14 protein-coding genes are annotated in these 21,582 nt (G+C 35.1%); 7 read left to right on the top strand and 7 right to left on the bottom strand.

Features of this window, described 5'->3' with window-relative positions; genetic code table 11:
• Positions 1-213: 213 nt before the first annotated feature.
• On the top strand, positions 214-2,154 hold the full coding sequence (locus ACP6PM_RS27265; protein ID WP_426590037.1) for a bifunctional serine/threonine-protein kinase/formylglycine-generating enzyme family protein: 1,941 nt from the start codon (positions 214-216) through the stop codon (positions 2,152-2,154).
• 75 nt (positions 2,155-2,229) lie between these two features.
• Here ACP6PM_RS27265 and ACP6PM_RS27260 read toward each other — a convergent pair whose 3' ends face one another.
• Together ACP6PM_RS27260 and ACP6PM_RS27255 are read right to left on the bottom strand one after the other, a co-directional pair.
• Complete coding sequence (locus ACP6PM_RS27260; RefSeq protein WP_426590036.1) at positions 2,230-2,355, bottom strand: hypothetical protein; 126 nt, start codon at positions 2,353-2,355, stop codon at positions 2,230-2,232.
• Between the two features lie 1,193 nt (positions 2,356-3,548).
• Positions 3,549-6,500 (bottom strand): PAS domain-containing sensor histidine kinase, encoded by a 2,952-nt coding sequence (locus ACP6PM_RS27255; RefSeq protein ID WP_426590035.1) that lies wholly within the window; start codon positions 6,498-6,500, stop codon positions 3,549-3,551.
• Between the two features lie 729 nt (positions 6,501-7,229).
• Here ACP6PM_RS27255 and trpD point away from each other — a divergent pair.
• Complete coding sequence (gene trpD / locus ACP6PM_RS27250; protein ID WP_426590034.1) at positions 7,230-8,291, top strand: anthranilate phosphoribosyltransferase; 1,062 nt, start codon at positions 7,230-7,232, stop codon at positions 8,289-8,291.
• A 970-nt stretch (positions 8,292-9,261) separates the two neighbouring features.
• Here the strand turns inward: trpD and ACP6PM_RS27245 are convergent.
• Both ACP6PM_RS27245 and ACP6PM_RS27240 read right to left on the bottom strand, forming a co-directional pair.
• Positions 9,262-9,555 (bottom strand): class I SAM-dependent methyltransferase, encoded by a 294-nt coding sequence (locus ACP6PM_RS27245; RefSeq protein ID WP_426590033.1) that lies wholly within the window; start codon positions 9,553-9,555, stop codon positions 9,262-9,264.
• Between the two features lie 164 nt (positions 9,556-9,719).
• Complete coding sequence (locus ACP6PM_RS27240) at positions 9,720-10,373, bottom strand: retropepsin-like aspartic protease family protein (protein WP_426590032.1); 654 nt, start codon at positions 10,371-10,373, stop codon at positions 9,720-9,722.
• 363 nt (positions 10,374-10,736) lie between these two features.
• Here ACP6PM_RS27240 and carA point away from each other — a divergent pair, with 363 nt between their 5' ends.
• From carA to rlmB, 4 genes are all read left to right on the top strand, one after another.
• Positions 10,737-11,885 carry a glutamine-hydrolyzing carbamoyl-phosphate synthase small subunit gene (gene carA / locus ACP6PM_RS27235; protein WP_426590031.1) on the top strand — a complete coding sequence of 383 codons (1,149 nt, stop codon included), beginning with the start codon at positions 10,737-10,739 and terminating at the stop codon, positions 11,883-11,885.
• A gap of 192 nt (positions 11,886-12,077) precedes the next feature.
• On the top strand, positions 12,078-12,452 hold the full coding sequence (locus ACP6PM_RS27230) for an STAS domain-containing protein (RefSeq protein ID WP_426590038.1): 375 nt from the start codon (positions 12,078-12,080) through the stop codon (positions 12,450-12,452).
• 654 nt (positions 12,453-13,106) lie between these two features.
• A complete protein-coding gene (locus ACP6PM_RS27225) occupies positions 13,107-13,499 on the top strand; it encodes a Mini-ribonuclease 3 (protein ID WP_426590030.1) in 393 nt (130 codons plus the stop codon).
• Positions 13,500-14,110: 611 nt separating this feature from the next.
• Positions 14,111-14,977 (top strand): 23S rRNA (guanosine(2251)-2'-O)-methyltransferase RlmB, encoded by an 867-nt coding sequence (gene rlmB / locus ACP6PM_RS27220; RefSeq protein ID WP_426590029.1) that lies wholly within the window; start codon positions 14,111-14,113, stop codon positions 14,975-14,977.
• A 273-nt stretch (positions 14,978-15,250) separates the two neighbouring features.
• Here the strand turns inward: rlmB and ACP6PM_RS27215 are convergent, their stop codons facing one another.
• Complete coding sequence (locus ACP6PM_RS27215) at positions 15,251-15,484, bottom strand: hypothetical protein (protein ID WP_426590028.1); 234 nt, start codon at positions 15,482-15,484, stop codon at positions 15,251-15,253.
• Positions 15,485-15,897: 413 nt separating this feature from the next.
• Here ACP6PM_RS27215 and ACP6PM_RS27210 point away from each other — a divergent pair, with 413 nt between their 5' ends.
• Complete coding sequence (locus tag ACP6PM_RS27210; RefSeq protein ID WP_426590027.1) at positions 15,898-16,176, top strand: DUF1816 domain-containing protein; 279 nt, start codon at positions 15,898-15,900, stop codon at positions 16,174-16,176.
• Positions 16,177-16,329: 153 nt separating this feature from the next.
• Here the strand turns inward: ACP6PM_RS27210 and ACP6PM_RS27205 are convergent, their stop codons facing one another.
• Both ACP6PM_RS27205 and ACP6PM_RS27200 read right to left on the bottom strand, forming a co-directional pair.
• Entirely contained in the window at positions 16,330-17,172 is an 843-nt protein-coding gene (locus ACP6PM_RS27205; protein ID WP_426590026.1) for an alpha/beta fold hydrolase, read from the bottom strand.
• A gap of 534 nt (positions 17,173-17,706) precedes the next feature.
• Positions 17,707-21,363, bottom strand: coding sequence for a dynamin family protein (locus ACP6PM_RS27200; RefSeq protein ID WP_426590025.1), 3,657 nt, complete (start codon positions 21,361-21,363; stop codon positions 17,707-17,709).
• Between the last annotated feature and the right edge of the window lie 219 nt (positions 21,364-21,582).

The raw sequence follows: 21,582 nt of genomic DNA, 5'->3' as shown, positions 1-21,582 counted from the left end.
AGAAGTTAAAACAGGCGGATTTATCCCCTGTTTTAACAACCTTCAGAATCCACGCTGATTTATCCCGTGGAGTGTCAAGTAAGCCTTAGCTAGCAATAGTTATTTCAAGAACTTTGCACTGTCTAGTCCCTAACTTAACAGCAAAATTAAATTACACAACTAGGAAAACTGTGAAACAAGGCTAGGCAGTATATTCTGATAACTCAAAAAATCATGCAGTCTGGAAAAATCCTGAGACAACGCTACAGAATTATTGACACTCTCGGAATTGGAGGATTCGGGGATACCTACTTAGCAGAAGACTTAGACTTACCAGTTAAACCTAAACCCAAATGCGTAGTTAAACATCTATCACCTAAAAGTTCAGACCCAGGAGTTTTGAAAATTGCTCAAAAGTGGTTTGAGAGAGAAGCAGAAACTTTATACAAATTAGGCAAATACTCAGACCAAATACCAAAATTATTTGCTCATTTCCAAGAAGGAACAGAATTTTACCTAGTACAAGAATATATAGAAGGGCACGATGTAAGTAAAGAACTTACGTCCGGAAAAAAATTAAGCGAGTCTTATACCATTGCCTTACTCAAAGAAATATTATCAGCATTAGCAGTAGCTCACCAAAATAATATTATTCATCGAGACATCAAACCACAAAATTTGATGCGCCGTCAGTCAGATAACAAAATAGTATTGATAGACTTCGGAGCAGTCAAAAAAATAAGTGTATTAACCACAGCTAACCAACCAGGAAAAACAACTTTAACCATCGCAGTCGGAACACCTGGATATATGCCAAGCGAACAAAGTAACGGTCAACCAAAACTGAGTAGCGATATCTATGCAGTGGGAATGGTAGGAATAAAAGCACTTACAGGAAAAGATCTCCACAACTTACAAAAAGACTCCAAGACAGGAAATGTTATCTGGCGAAATGAAGCACAAGTAAGTAACCGTCTGGCAAATATATTAGATAGGATGGTACATGAATATTTTCCAATGCGTTATGAAAATGCTACAGCAGTCTTAGAAGCTTTAGGTTTCACAACTCCACCCACACCACAACCAACACCAGCACCAAAAGTTAGTCAAACAAAAACAGTAGTAGTAAACCCTCCACCCCAACCTAATAAAAGCAGAAGACAAATATTAATATTAGGAGGTTTGGCAGGAAGTGGGTTTGTCGCAGCAATTTTAACTAAAGACTTGTGGAATAGAAGACCTCCAGAAAATATTTCTCCTCCTCAACCAACTCCAGAAACACCTCCAGAAAATATTTCTCCTCCCCAACCAACTCCAGCACCACCCCCTCCACCACAACCTGAATTTCCCATTCAGACATTTACTACCGTCACAGTTAATAGTAGAGGAGAAATAATAAGTCGCCTTCCAGGTCAAGCAGAAGTAATGACAGAAAATCTCGGTAATGGAGTCTCCCTAGAAATGGTAAAAATTCCCGCAGCTAGATTTCTCATGGGGTCTCCAGAGACAGAAGCAGAAAGCTCTGATAATGAAGGTTTGCAACATAATGTAGATGTGCCAGAATTTTTCATGGGAAAATATCCAGTCACTCAAGCACAGTGGGAAGCAGTTATGGGAAATAATCCTTCTAGTTTTAAAGGTGCAAACCGCCCTGTAGAAAAAGTAGATTGGTACGACGCGACAAAATTTTGTCAGAAACTCTCAGAAATAACAGGTAAAAAATATAGTTTACCTAGTGAGAGTCAGTGGGAATATGCTTGTAGAGCAGGAACAACAACACCATTTTATTTTGGCGAAACTATAACGTCTGAGTTAGTTAACTATGATGGAAATTTTCCTTACGCTAATGCACCGAAAGGAATATATCAAAAAGAAACAACATATGTGGGAATTTTTGCACCTAATAGTTTTGGTTTATACGATATGCACGGCAATGTCTATGAATGGTGTCAGGATATTTGGCATGATAATTATCAAGGTGCGCCTACTGATGGAAGTGCTTGGGAAACTGGAGGAAATACTAAGTATAGACTGCTCCGTGGCGGTTGCTGGAATAACTATTCTAGGAATTGCCGGAGTGCCAGGCGTTTCTTTAAGTATGCCGACAGCCTTACCAACGGTAGGGGTTTTCGTGTTGTCTCGCCTGTATCGGTCGTTTCTGCCCCTCGTTCCTAGAACTCTTCCCCTTTATTCTTTTCCTCTTTGTCCCCTTAATCCGTATATCCGTGCCATAATCCCTGTGAGCGGAAGTCATGGCAAGACAGGCATTTTGCCACAGATGCAGGGATGGATGTAGGGATGATTAATCTGCATTCTGTGTAGCTTCCCAAAAAAGTCGGCAACCCTCCCACGAATTAATCCGTATATCCGTGCCATAATCCGTGTGAGCGGAGAAGTCAGGGCAAGACCAGGATTTTGCCACGGATGCAGGGATGATGATGACCTAACCCCCCAACCCCCTTCCCTACCCCCCCTTTGAAAGGGGGGGTAGGGAAGGGGGAGAAATTCTTGCTCCCCTCTCCTCGTAGGAGAGGGGTCGGGGGAGAGGTTTCATTCTGTGGAGCTACCAAAAAAAGTCGGCGACGAAAGGAATTTCCCCTTGCATAGGCAACAAAATCATGGTACTATGTAATTATTGGGTTTTGCTCGTACATACATATGACTTTTTATTCAACTAAAAATATACATTGTCATATTTAGGGGGCGGGTTTACAAAATTGAAGATTAATACCATTAAATTAAAGGAGAACCCGCCCCTACTATTGGAAACTTTTTGATTATTAGCAAATAAGGAAATAGAACTCCGTTGTGCTGTGGCGATCGCTCATCAAAATAAAGTCAGAAGTTTTGATAAAGTTCTAAGTTAGAGATTTTTGCTGCATTCTGTGGAGCTACCCAAAAAAATCGGCGAGTAAAGGAGTTTGCCCTTGCATCGGCAAAAAATTAATGGTAGTATGTAATCATTGGGAGTTTTTCGTACCTACACATGACTTTTTATTCAACCAAAATCAAACATATATCGTCGTATTTAGGGTGCAGGTTTAATGCAGTTGTAAGTTTAAGGTTTTTGAAGTAGGTAAATTCAGATATAATTTAGGAAAAAAATTACTATAAAGTTAGAAGCTTTAAGGCTATAAAATAACTTGAGTAATCAACAAATTTCAATTCAGGAAAGAACAAAAAAGTTTGCAGTTAGAGTAGTCAAAGCTTATACTTGGTTAGAAGGAAAATCTAATGTAAGTAGAACTTTAGCGAATCAATTATTAAGTATTAAGGTCAGGAACTTATATATAACTTCATAAAAACTTCAAACTTCAAACTCCTGACTTCTGACTTCTGAATATTGGCTAGAAGTTATAATAGAAGCTGAAATAGTATCATTAGAAAAGTTCAAATGCCTGAGACAAGAAACCGAATAAATTATTAAAATATTAGTCGCTAGGATTAAAAAGCTCAAAGAATAAACTTCAGAATAAATACTTCTAATTTTTAACTTCTAACTTCGCGCCTTCTGACTTTTAACTTTTAACTTCTAACTTTTGAATTTTGACTTTTGAATTTTGACTTATTTATGGCTGTTCAATCGGAATTTCAATTATAAACTCTGCTCCCTCTCCAGGAGCTGAAATACATTCTAACTTTCCACCATGTTTTTCCACAATAATTTTATAACTAATAGATAAACCCAAACCAGTACCTTTATCAACTGGTTTAGTAGTAAAAAATCGCTCAAATAAACGCTCCCTAACTTCCTCATTCATCCCCAGACCATTATCCATAATTCTAATTTGAACTTGCTCTGATGTAGCTCTTGTTCTAATCCAAATATTGGGAACCTTACTATCCCAATTATTGCTAACTATTGACTCTTCCAAAGCATCAATTCCATTGCCAATTAAATTCATAAATACCTGATTAATCATACCCACATAACATTCTACTAAAGGCAATTTCCCATACTCTTTATAAACCTTAATTTCTGGTTTTTTTCCACGGCATTTGAGACGATTTTTCAGAATTACCAAAGTACCATCAATCCCATCGTGAATATTCATCAAAGTTTTCTGACCATCATCTTTGCGAGAAAAACTACGCAGAGAACGGACAATTTCACGAATTCTTTCTGCTCCTATTTGCATTGCTGATATTACCTTAGGCAAATCCTCCATCATAAAATCTAAATCTATATCCTCTATTTGTTCTTCTACTTGTTCTGGTAAACTTGGAGAATATTCTTGATAAATATGTAGCAAATTCATCATGTCTTGAACATAATGATTCAAATGAACAATATTTCCATAAACAGAAGTTACAGGATTATTAATTTCGTGAGCAATACCTGCTACTAACTGACCCAAACTAGACATTTTTTCAGTATTATTGAGAGTAGTCTCTACCTGATCAAGTTCTTGCAAAGCAGTTTCTAATCTTTGCTTTTGTTGTCTCAACTCAGTCTGATATTGTTTCAGTGAAGCTTCAGCATTTTTAGTATCAGTAATATCTGTAATCAAACCTTCTAAAGCGATTAATTCTCCTAACTCAGAAAACACCCCTATTCCCTGTTCGCAAACCCATTTAATTTTTCCAGTCTTAGTCGTAATTCGATAAGCTACCTGATAATGTCGATTCTCTTGTATAGCCAACTCTATAGTATTCGATAAAAGTTGTCGATCTTCTGGATGAATTAATTGTGATAAAAATACTTGATTTGAACCTATAAAATCTTTTGCTTGATAACCAGTTAATGAATAGCAAGCTTCACTTACAAATTCCGCACTTCGATTTATATCGTTGCGAAAACGATAAGCCATACCTGGTAAATTACTGATTAAAGTTGCTAATTTTCTTGGACTTTCCCATAAAGCTTTTTCTGAATATTTCCTGTCAGTAATATCTTTAATAACTACCAAAAAACAAATTTCATTACCAATATTAATAATTTCTACAGACAACAAACATATCCTAGTCGCGCCAGATTTGACTATAAATTCATATTCCTGATTTTGCAAAACTCCTTGCTTTTCTAAATGTCGTCTAAAATCAATTTTTTCTTCTATATTAACCCATATACCTAACTCTTCTACCGTGTAACCAATCACCTCTTCACGGCCATAACCCATTATCTCCAAAAAACTATCATTTACTTCTATAAATCTTTCATCTTCAAAAGTAGTAATAATGATTGGGTCTGGGTTAGAACGAAATGCTTTTGAGAACTTTTGTTCCGATAACCGTAATCTTGCTTCTGTTTGATGACATTCTGCAATTTCCCTTTCTAATTGCTCAATAGTTTCCTGTAGTTCAATTACTCGTTTATCTACCTTATTTTCTAACTCTTGATTTGCTAGTTTTAATGCCTCTTCTTTTGATACTTTGCTAGCGATACTAAAAACAATTACTTCCCACCCACTTCTATCATCAAATTCTAGAGGAATTATTACCACTTCTGCTGTAAATTCCGAACCATATAAACGTTTATAACACCAGTTAAAATGACTTATTCCTAATTCTGATGCTATTTGTAAATATTTTTGCAATAGCAGAATTGAATCTTCTCCTTGACATTGTTTTGAAGGGCTAAATTCCCAAAGTTGTTTACCATAAAAATCTGATTTTTTACTACATCCGAATAATTCTAAAGCAGCGTGATTACAATCAAAAATACCTTGTTTATCTATCAGTATTATCCCAGATTTACTAGATTCATATAAATCAGGAAATCTTTGATTAGAAGCTTGTACCTGGGAAGTTGCTCTTGTTGGGATAGCTACAGTTTGTTGACGATCGCTAATATCTCTTGTAATTTGATAAAAACCTCTTAATTGTTTGTTATCATTATACAAAGCTGTAGTAATTACATTAGCCAAAAATAATATTTTATCTTGCCTCAAACAGATTTTTTCTGTTACACATTTACCTTGACTTATCGCTATTTCTAATTCCTGATGTGGTAAGTTATTATCAATATCTTTTTGAGTATAAAAACTAGAGAAATGTTTGCCAATAATGTCTTCTGCTTGATAGCGATAAATGTTTTCAGCTTCAGAGTTCCAACTTACTACATATCCATCTGAATCTAATATACATAAGGCGTAATCTTGAACAGTTTCAATAAATAATTTTTGTCTTTCTTCTCTTGCTTGCAAAGCTGCTTCTGCTTGTTTCCTAGAGGTAATATCTTCAACAATTCCTTCATAATATAAAAAATCTCCCTGTTCATCACAAACTACCCAGGCATTTTCAGAAATCCAAATTATTGTGCCATCCTTGCAATAAATCTGAGATTCAAATTGGGAAATTTCTCCTTTTTCTCGTAAAATATCAACAAATTCATCATATTGCTTAGAACATACATAAAGTTGATGTTTAATATCTGTCAATCCAGCAATCATTTCTGTAGAAGATTCATAACCATAGATACGGGCTAGTGTAGCATTAGCACTAATATAACATCCTTCAAGTTTTGTTTGGTAAATTCCTATCACTGCATTCTCCAAGATACTGTGATGTTTAGCTTCCATTTCCTCTAATACCTCCTCTCTTTTCTAACTGTTAATAATTTGACTTTCTCGTTACACAGTGTATTTGACCCCCCCTAGACAGTTGTATTTATTACATAAGTTTATTCTTGAATTATCATCCCCTTTTCATAATTATATATTTTGCCATATACTTGAGATTGGTACTCATACTTTTACTGGTTTTCCAGCAATACAATTACTCCTGAGAACGTGATGTATTATTGGCTATTTTGACTTTTAACCTTTGATTATATTTTAGATTTAATCATAAATTAATTGTAAATTATACTATCCTCTAGATGTCAATAAAAATTTGTAACTAATATTAGGATAGGACTTACGCCAAACAAAGTATTTCTGTCATAACGAGGGATACCCTTTGCGGAGCAGTCCGTTAGTAAAGTAATCTCAATACTAATTTTTTACCGAATAATTAATTATTCGGTAAAAAATTCAGCTTTATTAGCCTCCCCTTTCAAGGGGAAAAAAAGCGGTCGAGAGATGGCGAGGTCTCCCGCTCTTTACAGAGCCGCGAACGCTTTTCATGTCGCGCAGCGAAACGCCATATCTAATCGACCAAGAGAAGAAATAGTATTTCCTTGTATTCAATTCCCGAACGGTTTCAACCAGAGGTAATTATCCATTATCCATTAATGAACTTTCTTGTGCCTAAGTCCTGTAATATTGAATTGCACCTATAAATACTTCTATAACCAGCAAATTACACTAATGATTAACTCCTCTATAAATGAATGGCCTAGTTTATTACAGCAGTTACTTGATGCCCAATCTTTATCTTCCTTTCAAGCCTCAAATTTAATGCAAGGATGGCTACAAGAAGAAATTCCACCTGTTCTATCAGGAGCAATTTTAGCCGCCTTACAAGCTAAAGGTGTATCTGCTGAAGAATTAGCTGGTATGGCAAAAGTATTACAATCTTTATCCTTAACAAAAGAATACAGCGATAATAATATTCTGATCACCAACTTTCAATACCCAGTCATTGATACCTGCGGAACAGGTGGAGATGGAGCTTCAACATTCAATATTTCCACTGCTGTTGCTTTTGTTGTCGCTGCTGCGGGAGTGCCAGTAGCTAAACATGGCAACCGTTCTGCTTCCGGTAAAGTCGGTTCTGCTGATGTCTTGGAAGCATTAGGAATAAATTTGAATGCACCCACAGAAAAAGTAATATCTGCTTTATCTGAGGTAGGAGTTACTTTTCTATTTGCACCAGGTTGGCATCCAGCAATGAAATCTGTAGTTCCTCTACGTCGTACTTTAAAGGTACGAACTGTGTTTAATCTTTTGGGTCCTTTGGTTAACCCTTTGCGTCCTCAAGGTCAAGTTATAGGAGTGTATAACTCTACTTTAGTAGAAATTGTAGCTCAAGCTTTAGGAATATTGGGAGTAGAATCTGCGATCGCTCTCCACGGTAGAGAAAAACTTGATGAAGCTGGTCTAGGTGATATTACAGATATAGCTATTTTATCGAATGGTAAAGTACGAATCACAACAATTAATCCCCAAGATTTAGGCTTAAATTCTGCCCCAATAAGTGCTTTACAAGGTGGAGAGGTAGAAAAAAATGCTGAAATTCTCAAGAATGTTCTTCAGGGAAAGGGAACTTCTGAACAAACAGATGTAGTCGCTTTGAATAGTTCTCTGGCATTACAGGTAGCAGGTGTTGTAGCACTAGAAGCTCATGCAGAAGGAATTGCCAAAGCTAAAGATATTCTCCAGAGTGGAGCAGCTTGGTTAAAGTTGGAACAGTTAGTTAAGTTCTTATGAATCTGCAAAATTTCTCGATCTAAAAGGCTTTGTTGTATAAAAGTAGCGATAGAACATCTGTTCCGCTTTTGCTGCGCGACATGAAAGGCGAAGGGAAGGAGTGTGGGGAGTGTGGGGAGTTTCATTAATTGATAATTGATAATGGATAATTGATAATTACCTCTGGTTAAAACCCCTCTTGATTGAAGATTGGGAAATATCATTTCTTTTTTCCCCTATCCAAGGGGAGGCTTTAAACCACAATTATTTAATTAACAATTAATAATTAATAATTCGGTAAGGAGTAGGGAAGGAAAGATGTCTTAGTTAGAGGTGCATTGAAGGTATATTAGAGTATTTTCAACCTTTTTCTTGTATTGCCGCGCTTCCCACAGACAACTAACTCAGCTCCTCAAAAATTTTTACAAAGGTAAAAATACCAAATGGCTTCTATCGCTCTCTTTCCTAAGTTTATGTTTGATTCATCTACTGATAAATCTCTTGATATATTTCTCGTTTTTTTACCGAATAATTAATAGTTAATAATTAAATAGTTCAGCTTTATTAGCCTCCCACCATAGGGAAAAAAAAGTTCTAGGATATTTCCTTATATTCAATTTTCTTACTGTTTTAACCAAAGGTAATTATCAATTATCAATTATCCATTAATGAAGTCTAGTTGATGATGAATTTAAAATCCTGACAAAATTACATCAAATGGTGCTTTTCGGTGAATTTTATTTATACATTCTGGTAAACTATAATCTTGATTTATAAATTCTAAATTAGCTTGATAACCAGCAGAAATATTACTTTAGTTTATATTTGATTCATCTACTGATAAATCTCTTGATATATTTCTCGTTTTTTTACCGAATAATTAATAGTTAATAATTAAATAGTTCAGGTTAAAAGCCTCCCACCATAGGGGAAAAAAAGTGCTAGGATATTTCCTTATATTCAATTCCCTTACTGTTTTAACCAGAGGTAATTATCCATTAATGAAGTCTGGTTGATGATGAATTGAAAATCCTGACACAATTACATCAAATGGTGCTTTTCGGTGAATTTTATTTATCCATTCTGGTAAACTATAATCTTGATTGATAAATTCTAAATTAGCTTGATAACCAGCAGAAATATTACTTTTTGCAGCTTCAATCATTGTCTCTGAAAAGTCTAAAAATACTCCTTGAAAATCAGGGTATTGACTAAGAATTACCTGACCTAAAATACCATCACCACAACCTAAATCTAAAAAATTATTCACTTGTGGTCTAGCCATCTGAATAATCCTCAATATAATCTCAATTTGTTCAGTAGCTAGAGGAATTGCACTTCTTACACCAGAAATATATTTTTGTCAAAGTTATGCTGTTTTCCAGACTTGATAATTATTGTTCATTTTCCAGATTTGTTAGTAGATAAAATTATCTAAACATGATACTTCTAACTACTAGAACGTGCCCTTAACTCTACTACATCTGCCTTAATTGTCATATCATAGTTACCAAAAAAATTTTGCCCCAGTAACCCTAATTCTTTATTGTCTGGAGCAACAGCAACATTAAACTGGTTAATTGTTAGACCTCCAGCAGAAATAGAACTAACTATGCCAATTCCTAGTTCTACATCTTTGCCATCAGCTAAAGTAAAATTTCTTTTGTTAAAGGGTATAACTTTGAGAGCTTTTGCCATTTCTTGAGTAATTAAAGTAGAACTAGCACCAGTATCTAATACCATTTCATAAGTTTGATTACCATTAAAAGTAACATCAATTACAGGACTACCACCGCGACGACTTTTAATTGGTATTTGGTATATTCCTGCTGCTGTACTTGAAGTTGATACTTGTTCTGATAATTCTTCTGGAAACAGACGACAAACTGATATTGTTAAGTCCTTCCTATTTCCTCCTTCATCAAGGATAAAGCATCCTGGATATTCTTGGGCGATCGCTGCGGTACAAATTAATGTTGTCACTAATATTGATGGTATTTGCCAAAAGATCGTTTTAACCTGTTGTTTCTGTTGCAGGTTTAGCTCAATTTGCTTAACCCGATTTTTGTCAGTAGAATTATAGAGTGAATAATTTTCCATCATAATTACTTTTTAATAATTTCAATTATTTGTTTATTGTTAAATTTTAAACTTAAAGCTAATCTTATCTTATTTAATTGATGAATGTAATCTGTACTTGTGACTACTACATTTTTCGTAAACTTAATATATTCTCAATAACCTAAGTAGATATTCTGACCTGATCTTTAAAGAAGCGGTCAGCACTCAGCAATTAGCACTCAGCAGGATCATTTTTTTAACGTTTAGAATGGGATTTCAACCCCTCCTAAACCATCCAGCGCAATAGTTGCCAGAGATTTTAACAATCGTTCAAAAAGCTGAATGCTAAAAGCTGAAAGCTGAAAGCTAGTTAAATTAAATACTAATTAATTGAGAGGAATTAAAATGTCAATCTCAGCTCAACCTGCGTTACTTGTCTTAGCAGATGGAACTTCTTACTCTGGCTTATCTTTCGGGGCTCCAGGAACTACCATTGGAGAAGTGGTATTTAACACAGGAATGACTGGTTATCAGGAAGTTCTCACAGACCCAAGTTATCGTGGGCAAATTGTTACTTTTACCTACCCAGAATTGGGCAATACAGGAGTTAATCCTGAAGACGAAGAGTCCAATGAACCACAAATCAAAGGCGCGATCGCTCGTAATATTTGTCCACGTCCTAGTAACTGGCGTTCTACTCAATCTTTATCAGAGTATCTTATAGAACATAAAATTCCAGGAATTTATGGTATAGATACCCGTGCTTTAACTCGAAAAATTAGGACTGTGGGGGCCATGAATGGGGCAATTTCTACAGAAATTCTCGATCCAACAGAATTGTTACAAAAAGTTCAGTCTGCTCCAAGCATGGCCGGATTAAATTTAGTTCGGGAAGTAACAACTAAGGAAGTTTATCAATGGTCTGAAGCAACTAATCCAGATTGGGAGTTTAACCCTTCTGTTTCTGGTGATAGTGGAGAACAATTTACAGTTGTGGCCATTGACTTTGGGGTGAAAAAAAATATCCTGCGACGTTTAGCCAGTTATGGTTGTCGAGTAGTGGTTGTTCCTGCTAGTACACCACCAGCAGAGATTCTCAACTATAACCCTGATGGTATCTTTCTTTCTAATGGTCCAGGAGACCCATCTGCTGTGACGGAAGGTATTGAAACTACTAAGGAGTTGCTAAAATCATCTAAGCCTGTATTTGGCATTTGTATGGGACATCAGGTTCTCGGTCTAGCCTTAGGAGCAGAAACTTTTAAACTAAAATTTGGTCATCGCGGTCTTAATCAGCCTGCGGGTTTGCAGCAACAAGTGGAGATTACGAGTCAAAATCATGGATTTGCCATTAATGCAGATTCTTTAGCTGCTGAGGTGGAAATTACTCATCTCAACTTGAATGACCGAACTGTTGCTGGTTTACGGCATAAATCTTTGCCCTTGTTCTCAGTGCAGTACCATCCTGAAGCAAGTCCCGGTCCTCACGATGCTGATTACTTGTTTGAACGTTTTGTTCAAGCAATGCGAGATGATCGAAAAGCTAAAGCCTAGAATTGATATTCTCTCACGGTTAATCTTAAATAGAAATTGGGTTGTGTATGCAAATCTTGACTATTTTCAAAATCGTCATCGTCTCAATTTAGACATTTGTCTGTTTGAATGAGTCATTTTATGGTAGACAAATTTTACTTCATGGAGTACAATATTTATTTTAATTATGCAAAATCAAGCTAGGAGGGTGTTATTCCTGAGCCTAAGCCATTAAACCTGACTGTTAGCCTGAGAGGCTCTCACGAAGTCAGGGATAACTACCAGCTATTCCGCCTAACAGGGTTATTAGATGCCTTCTCAGAAGGTACTTTTAGCAAAACCCTGAAGACAAAAATCGATCAAGGACCAAAAGATATTATTTTGGACTTGTCCAAGATAGACTTTGTTGATAGCTCTGGGTTAGGAGCACTAGTACAACTGGTAAAGTATACCCAACAATATGAAGGTACTTTGCAAATAGTTTCCAATCCCCGTGTAACTCAAACAGTTAAGTTGGTTCGTTTAGAAAAGTTTTTGTCTTTACGAACTACATTAGAAGAAGCTACTAATAATGTCAAGAAATCTTGACCAGGCAAGGCAAAGACAGATTATCTAGTCTAGATAGATGTTACCTCCCGTCAACCAGCAAAACTCTGGACGGGAGTAGGTCAAGCCTGTTGACTATTTACCGTTGACCAAGAAAGAAATAAGGTCTCAAGTCTCCCCTTTCAAGGGGATAAAAAAGGAAATTTAGGATTTTCTGGCCTCCGACTTCAGCGGTCGGTACTGTTAACGAAGTTCCTCCCCAGGAGGCTAAGTGTTAACTGATAACTGAAATGACCTTTGAGAGCTAAGGGTAGCTCATTGCTTATACTTCTCAGTAGAATTATGAGAATCTATAGCACTATAATATCTACTACAAAGGAATATACAAGTTAAACCATGGTATGAATAGAAGATAAAACTAGGTTTGATCCAAGTATTGATAAATTTCTCAGAGTCGAAAATTTATAACTAGATTAGCCATAGTTGTCAGAAACTACATAAGTAAATAACGGGTGTCCAAACTACCATTTGTTTCAGATGAGGAGTAACTAAAGAAAACTTATACCATAAAATATAAGCCGATGGATTGAAACCAAAACTTAAGTTAAGCCATTAATTAATTATCTGGATGGGGATCAAAAAAGCTGAAGCAATTTATCAAGTAGAAAGGCTAGCCTCACAAGGAGAATAATCAGTTTGCAGCAGTTAAACCCTCTTACCCTAACACCAGCAGAAATTCAAAAAATTTCACCCTCAGCTTGGGCATATTTGGGAGATGCAGTTTACGAACTGTATATTCGGAATTACTACTTGATACCACCAAAGCGATCGCATTATTATCATAAATTAGTTGTGGCCCAAGTTAGGGCAGAAACTCAAGCCGATCATTTACATAATTTGAAACCACACCTCACCAGTGCAGAGTTAGATATTCTGAAACGAGGACGTAATGCTGCTTTTAGGAAACCAAAAAGATTAGATCCAGAGATTTATCAACAGGCTACCAGTTTAGAAACTTTAATTGGATACTTATATTTAACCGATCCCCAAAGGTTAAATCAATTACTAGGTTACATAGAATTAGATTAATATTAGATTAATATTAGATTAATATTTTTACAGGGTCAGGCAATAGAAATAATTACTTTTCTGGCTGGAATTTTTGATTTTATTGTATCTGTAATATATGATATAGAATTTGGGTAATTAGTTATCGTATCACCAAGTAGTCAAGAATCAGAAGTCAAGAGAAAGAAAGGATTTGAACTATTAAATTATATAATTTGTATTCAATAGAACATCTGTATTAAGAGCAAGTAATTTTACGATTACCCTATAATCTGATTTTATATAATATGTGAAATATTAGAGTATAAATGATTCTCTATTTTTATAGCAAAGTGTGTTGTTAATTACAGCAAATTTTGGATAAATGATGTACAGGGTCAATGATTAAAATATTGTAGTGTGGGGATCTTGCCTGGGATGGGTGTACCTCACGGGCAAGGGAAAGTTCTGTAAAAATACTAAAAATTGGCTGCTAATTTTATAGTCAAAATATTTTAAAATTAGTCAGGATTTCCTCCGGAATGCTGCCTATTCATGTCGCGCAGTGAAATAGCCTTCAGGTATTAGCTAACCATTAAAAAATTCGCTGTGAAGGAATAATTAGAGTAGTTAAGAAATATTATTTATAAGTTATGTCTACAAAAAAAATTAAATTAAATCCTCAAGAAAAACCCCAGAAAAAGAAACAAATTAAACTAAACGATAGGCGCTCAAAAAATGAGACTTCAGCAAATATCAACGAGGAAGATGATGATCTAATCTATGGCAGACATACTGTACAAGCTGCCCTCCAAAGTGAGCGATATTTAAACCGTATCTGGATTATTTCTCCACTGCGATACGATCCCCGGTTTCATACATTGCTGAATGAGGCTAAAACAAAAGGTACAATCATAGATGAAGTAGATGATCGACGCCTAGATCAAATTACCCATAGAAAAAATCATCAGGGTATAGCAGCTCAAATATCTCCTTACGAGTATAAAGAACTTCATGAATTAATTTCTCAAGCAAAATCTAAAACCGATCAACCTGTATTGCTGGTAGCTGATGGTATCAATGATCCCCACAACTTAGGAGCTATTATTCGCACTGGTGAAGCTCTCGGAATACAAGGTTTAGTTATTCCGCAAAGACGAGCAGTGGGAATAACTTCGACTGTAACAAAAGTTGCGGCAGGAGCCTTGGAAAATTTTCCTGTAGCTAGAGTTACTAATCTTAGCAGTGCTTTGGAAGAATTGAAGAAAGAGGGCTTCTGGATATACGGTACTGTAGCAAATGATGGAGAACTGATTCATACAGTAAAATTTACTGGAGCTATTGTTTTAGTAGTTGGGAGTGAAGCAGAGGGTTTAAGTCTTCTGATTCAAAAAAACTGTGACGTCTTAGTTTCTATACCAATGTCGGGAAGTACGCCTAGTTTAAATGTATCAGTAGCAACGGGTATGGCCATTTATGAAATTCATCGACAACGCTGGTCAAAAAATTTGCGTATGTAATAAAAAGATAACGTTTCTCAATGAGAATAAGATATAAAATTTGGGATTTTAGGTAACATTCTAGAAGGCTAAAGTCTAGAGAATAGAGGGAATCTAAGGACTTAGAATATACCTCACTTAGACGAAAAATGTTATATGATTAAAAAAACAGAAGTTGGGTAGTGTAACAAGGTAAAGACTAATAATAGGCCTGAAAATGGGTTGAGCAATTTTCTCGAAATGTCGCAGAAATATCTCAAGAGAACTACCTTTAAATTGCCCTTTGATTAACGGTTAGATGGGGCGTTTAAACCCCAGAATAAAGTTGCGCAACTCCTCATTAACAGCCTTATCCTGACGGGGAAGCTGCGCAAACGGCTGGAAGTCAGGAATAATTTTTGGGGTGGTGGTGCATAGTAATGGTAAAGGAAGCACCGGGAGTCTAGGGAGATGGGGAGTGTGGGAGATGGGGAGTGTGGGAGAAATTAAAAAATATATATCCTCACCATTACCATGCAGGACTACCATTTTTGGAATTTAGAGCTGACTCCTGGGTGAAAGCTTTAGGTGTCAAACATCTCCACTTTTACCTGCGGTATCTACAATTGGTTAGGGTTGAATTCCCAGACTCAAGATTTCTTTCTCCAAAATTTTTGTCTCCTGACTCCTGCTTCAATTGCGACTCGCCAACTAATTAATCATTATCTAATTGAAGCAAATACCTCAAAATATCTTCTACCAGTGAATTATGATGGATCCTGAAACTAGCCCTTTCCACTATCATCAAAACTCACTATAATTTGCAAAGTTTAGTTTAGTTATGGATTAAACTTTCCCTGGATAGTTAGTTTATAACTTTTGAATATAAGTTATAAGCATTATCAGAAATTAAAATCAGTACGTTCAATAATCAACTACTAATACTCAGATTCTTAAATAACATGAAAGAAACATTGGTCAATTTTCTGAACTTCTCCGGAATAGCTTGGTGGATTAAAATTTTTACTGTAGATCCCCGTTGCACTTATTATTTTGGCCCGTTTTTGACAAGTGAAGAAGCTAAAACTTCTGAGGCTGGTTACCTAGAAGATTTAGAAGGTGAAGGTGCTCAAGGTATTAAGGTGTCTATTCAGCAGTGTCAACCTGTAGAGTTGACTATATATAATGATGAATTAGAGAACAGTGGCGATCAGGTAATGGTAAATCCTATATTTAACTAGAACTAGGTGCGTATCATAATTTCAGATACAACACTGCGGTGGTCTCATGGTTTCTGTTTGTCTCGATAAGTCTTTGCAACAGAGAGTTTCTATCCTTGAGACTGAGAGAATTACTGTTATACCACTTGTGATTAAAAGTGGAAAAAGTAAAATTTAGTTATCATCGGGAAGTCTAAAATTTGTTTGGTGATGCTCTATCCAGTTTTTAATATCTGTTAGGACTTGGTGAGGAATTTCCCAAGGAAATAAATGGGCAGTATTAGGGTAGCATTGCCAAGCAGCATTTTTGAGATGCAAAGCAGTTTCTTGAACTGACTCAGAGGTAATATGGCGATCGCTCTCTCCAACTAATAATAAGCAAGGAGATTGAATCTCGGATAGATCGGCTAATCTATTATAACCACCTCTTAAAGCTTGATTCAAGGCTCTAGTGGCGAATCTAGAAGTTTGCAAATAAGCTGGAAGTGCTTCTTTTGCTAAGTATTGATAGGTAGCGGGAGTGTGACGTTGGATGAGATATCTGAATAGCGATCGCTTGCCAAAAGTATTAATATTCCATTGCCAACCGGGCAAAAAATAATTTATGATTCCTGCTAAACCTGTATAAAGATTATCTTGCCAAGTTATGGGTGGATGATTACTTCGAGGTTTTGCTGCTGTACCTATTAATATTAAACCTGCGACTTGCTCCGGGTTTCTCAAAGCTAACTCCATGGCAATAATTCCACCTAATGACCATCCTAATATTAAATATCTAGAAATCTGCAGTTGTTCTAGAAGTGTTTCTAAGTCTATTAAATGTTGAGTCATTTCAAAGTTAGTTTTCGTAGAACTTTTGCCGTATCCTCTTAAGTCTGGAGCAATAGTTTGAAAATTTTGGGATAGAGAGTTGGTAAAGACTGACATACATTGACTTGAACCTGGATGTCCGTGGAGACAGAGAATAGGAAAACCTTTTCCTTGGAGTTGAAAATGTAATGGTGGTAATGGGAACATAAATTTTAATTTTGCTATTTTAAAATACCTTACCGAAGAATTAATAATTAAATAATTAAATAATTCACGCCTAATTGCCTCCCCTTGGATAGGGGAAAAAGCGATCGGAAAGCGGAGCAGTCCGTTAGGATGGGATGGATGGGTTACCTAACCATATCCAATCGACCAAGAGAAAATCAATTTTTTCCTTTGATTCAATCCAATCCGTTTTAGGGAGAGGTAATTATTAATTATCCATTATCAATTATCAATTATTGAACTCCCTTTTATAGGAATCCTAAATAGGTTGTAATATCAAATCCGGTTGAATACTTATTGTATATTTGGGGGATGGGGGGATTGGGGGATAGGGGGATGGGGTGATGGGGAGATAGGGAGATGGGGTGATGGGGAGATTGAATAATGAATATATACTATATAACTCGATTATATATAATATCAAATCCGTTGGCTACGGTTCCCGAGAAAGACGAATAATAAAGAGCGAAGTTTATCTCTCAATTTACTAATCTATCATATAGATTGATATTAATTTTAAGAAGGCTTTTGCCATATCTTTTCCACGGAAGACTGAAAATTTTTCATTTGTGTTTGTAAAGGTTGAAATTCATTTTCTCTAAAATTCTTTGCTACTTCAGCAAGTTGTTTTCTTTCCTCTTGAGTTTGGTCGAATTGAGTTTTTGCATCCTGAATCCTTTCTTCGAGTTGTTCCTCCATATTATTAAATGATTGTTGAATAGCTCCTGAATAGTAGTCACGAACGATCTTTAATTTCTTTTTAAGCGATTCTTTTATATTTACTTCTTCTGAGCTAGTTACTTTATTAAGTTCTTCTGTAATTGTGTTTTCAATCTCTTTGATATATTCTTCTCTTTTCCTCAAACTCTTAGCAATAATGGTACTCACAACCACTATAACGAGCGAAAGCAGTGCTGCACCAGGTAATAAAAAATCAAATAATAGTACAGAAGAAACGGTAGAAGAAAAAACAACCGAACCAGATAAAATCTGCATCAAAATAAGCATATCTTTCATCGGTTTACCTGTTGCTTGATCTACAGCTTTGTTAATTGCATCATAATTATACCTTTCCATATCTTGTCGGATATCACCACTAAATTCAGGTAAACTTACATCAAGACCTTGTAAATATGAATCGAAATCTAGTTTTAACTCTGTCCACTTTTCTTTTATTAAATTACACCCTTCTACTACTCTGCGAAAAACCAATCTTTCATAATCTTCGTTGCCACCTTTTTTCAGAGAATTAAACCAACCTTGAGATTTAAGATTAATTAAATATTCAAACTTATCCTGAATAATTTTTGCACATCTATCACTCAGTGTTTGAACCAAAATCAGATCGACTTCCTGATTATTTGGAGTAACCTTATTTTTAAACCAGTTAATTCCTTTAGTAAATTTATTTTTTATTTGATCTGGTATATCTAAAAGTGTGTTTTTGATTGTCGCTTCATCTGCTATTAAACGTGCAGCTAACCTTCCTGTTTTCTTTATAGAAGGAAGATAGACTTCTTCCCAAAAACTCTGAGTAAGAACTATTTCCCAATTATCATCAATGAAAAATTCTAGTAACTTTTCAGATTCTTTTTTAAATAAAACAAGTTTTTGTCTTGCCTCATCCCATTCTTGTTCAACTTGCTCTAAATTTTTCTCAACATTTCCCTCTGCTAATTTTAGAGTATATTCTGATTTTTCTAGGGTATTAATAACAGGTTCGCATCCTAAATCTACTAATACTGACCAAGCTTTTGTTTTAAAAACATATTCCTTAATTTTCTCAGTTGCTGAATCCCATTGAGATTCTTGTCTCACCAATTTTACTGTTTTTGCATCAATCTCTGATGAAAGTTCTCTGAATTTTGTTTTTGCGACGTTATATATTACTTGTTCGACAGTTGATAACCATGCTTTTTCAACAGAGGGTGACTTAATATCTTCCCCATTTTCTTCATCTACCTCATCCATTGCTTGTGCATCTAATTTAATTGATTCCTTGGTATTAAAATCTAGTGCATTATTAAGAAGTTTTTCTCCTTGCATTGCTCTTAAAGCAAGAAAAGCATTAAAGTAAAGAGGTTCAAGTTGATAATCCCCTTTAAAATCGAGTTGTTTCAGTTGTGCTAAAATCGTAGTAAATACATTTTTGCTTGCTTGATTTTTGGGATTATTTCTATAGTTAATACTAAAAAATACTTTATTCCCATAACCAACGTCCCTGAGCATAGATAATACTTTAATTTCCGACTGAGAAAGTTGCTTATCTCCAGCAATCAAAAACAAAATAGCAGAAGCTTCTTGCATTGCTTGTAAAGCAGTTGATGTATCGTATTTGCTAGCAAAAATTCCCGGACAATCAATAATTTTCACCCCTAATTTTTTGAGATTTTCCGAGTTAACTATATAGGTAACTTCTTCAATAAAAGCATACATTACCTCTTCAAGAGTAAATTCTTTCTTTGTTAAATTTTCCGAATAATTATTGAAACATTTATTCCAGCGCCTTTCAAAATTATGAGGAAATTTGAGATAATTCTCTATATCTTTAGGCTCGAAGTTAGTCTTGTTTTTCAGCTTTTCTAGCATCGGGTCATCATAGTAAGCCAAAACAATCATGGCAAACCTTAACATATCTAGTTGATCTTGAACTGTTTCTGAACCTTTTGCCTGACTCCTCTGATATTCTTCTAACTCTTTTCTGACAGCTTGCTCTAGTAAAGTTTTTCCCTCTGGTTTGGTAAAATCAATAATTGAAAAGTATTCTTCCCTATATTTTTTTGCCTCTTCTTCTGTTTCAGCTTCAGCCTCTTTATTGCTTATTTCTCTTAATCTTTGACTTGTTTCAGAGTTAGATATTGAACGAGCAGTTGTTTCTAAAATTTCATCTAATCGTGACAATAAATCTTGTTTACTTCTCCAAGTTATTTTGACACTTTCTTCTCTCGACTTATGAGGATTTTGAACCTTAACTAAACAAGCACTTGTTTTAATTCCTCCTCCTCCTAATCCTCTGGGAGCAACTTCTCGACCATCAGCAAAAGCATTAAGAGTAGTTGATTTTCCTGATTGAAAAGGAGCTATTAAAGCAATACTAAATAATCCCTCATAGCAACGCTCGCGAGTTACATTGATTTGATTGCTTACCTCCTCAGAAATTGAAGGAAAATCACCTGTTTGACTAAGTTTTTCAACAATACTATCTGCTTTATCTAGTAATCCTAAAAGCTCATTTCGCTTAATATCAAATATTTCTTCTTTATCTAAAAATTTGTCTACATTTTTCATGCTTTTTTCACTCAATATTGATAAATTATTTGTAAGTAAATGTCTGAAATATATTTTTTGTTGTTCTTGTTGTAATTCTTGTAAATTGTTAGTTAATTTTACTAAATTTTCTGGAGTTCCCCATCCTAACTCAGTCTGTAAAGAAGGGAAATTAAGCTGATAAAATGGGTCTAAATACATATAATAACAATCTATGTAAAAAACACTAATCAGCTTTTTAATTTCGATAAATAAATCTCTAATTATCGATATACTTTCTACTTCACTTTTTCCCACTTTTATTAACTCTTGTTGAGTAGATTGCCAATCCCACTCAATAGGATTAGGGAAAAACTCTAATTCACCATTAATACACCAATAAGCTGTCCGAAAAGTAATTTTTTTTGCGGTAATATCTGCATAAATTACATAGGTAGAAATACATTTGAGAATTGAATATAATTGTTCAATATCAATTTTACTTATCGCTTCCGTAAAATAATCACTGTAACTTCTAACAGGATATAAACCATTCTGAGATTTATCGTATTTTCCCAAAAAATCTTCCAAGTTGTGCATTTCCACCTTAAAATCATGCTCTCGAAATAAATTGAGGCAAGAATCTTTTGCAATGTTAGGTGGAGAAGAAAGGATTAATAAAGAATTTGCATATTTGCTCAGTATTTGCTCAGTTTCTATTCTGTTTAATTTAGAAAACCAGGTATTCTTATCCCAATCAATTTGTATTTTTTCCCATTTCAACTTAGTATTTTGTTCTTGAAACTCTCGTAATAATTCAAAACGTTTAGCACTAATCTCTGTTTTGACTTGTAATTTTATTTGCTCAAGTTCAAGACTTTGTTTGTCAATTTCCAGTTTTTGTAATAGTTCCCGCTCAAGTTCCAATTTTTTTTGATAATATTCCTTTTCAGCTTCTCTCAAACCTGAAGATTTTTCAGAGTCTTTTCGATCTTTGCCTGAAAATATAAAATCAATACCTTTTATGAATAAAGGAATTTTACTAAGAGGTCCAGTTATATGGTATAGAATTTCTGCTAATTTAGCTATTTTGGTATCCACTCAATATGATGGGGTAGGGAATGATTATAACTGCCAAGACCAATC

The organism is Dapis brunnea BLCC-M229, from assembly GCF_050015995.1.
Classification (GTDB): Bacteria; Cyanobacteriota; Cyanobacteriia; order Cyanobacteriales; family Microcoleaceae; genus Trichodesmium.
Note: the sequence above shows the minus strand (reverse complement) of the source record. Positions and strands in the feature narration are given on the sequence as shown.

Excerpts from the sequence above, each read along its gene's own strand:
- ACP6PM_RS27205 (WP_426590026.1), bottom strand. The coding sequence starts at position 17,172 with ATGTTCCCATTACCACCATTACATTTTCAACTCCAAGGAAAAGGTTTT.
- rlmB (WP_426590029.1), top strand. The coding sequence starts at position 14,111 with ATGTCTACAAAAAAAATTAAATTAAATCCTCAAGAAAAACCCCAGAAA.
- carA (WP_426590031.1), top strand. The coding sequence starts at position 10,737 with ATGTCAATCTCAGCTCAACCTGCGTTACTTGTCTTAGCAGATGGAACT.
- ACP6PM_RS27210 (WP_426590027.1), top strand. The coding sequence starts at position 15,898 with ATGAAAGAAACATTGGTCAATTTTCTGAACTTCTCCGGAATAGCTTGG.
- ACP6PM_RS27260 (WP_426590036.1), bottom strand. The coding sequence starts at position 2,355 with ATGGCACGGATATACGGATTAATTCGTGGGAGGGTTGCCGACTTTTTT.
- ACP6PM_RS27245 (WP_426590033.1), bottom strand. The coding sequence starts at position 9,555 with ATGGCTAGACCACAAGTGAATAATTTTTTAGATTTAGGTTGTGGTGAT.
- ACP6PM_RS27215 (WP_426590028.1), bottom strand. The coding sequence starts at position 15,484 with ATGGTAGTCCTGCATGGTAATGGTGAGGATATATATTTTTTAATTTCT.
- trpD (WP_426590034.1), top strand. The coding sequence starts at position 7,230 with ATGATTAACTCCTCTATAAATGAATGGCCTAGTTTATTACAGCAGTTA.
- ACP6PM_RS27255 (WP_426590035.1), bottom strand. The coding sequence starts at position 6,500 with ATGGAAGCTAAACATCACAGTATCTTGGAGAATGCAGTGATAGGAATT.
- ACP6PM_RS27240 (WP_426590032.1), bottom strand. The coding sequence starts at position 10,373 with ATGATGGAAAATTATTCACTCTATAATTCTACTGACAAAAATCGGGTT.
- ACP6PM_RS27265 (WP_426590037.1), top strand. The coding sequence starts at position 214 with ATGCAGTCTGGAAAAATCCTGAGACAACGCTACAGAATTATTGACACT.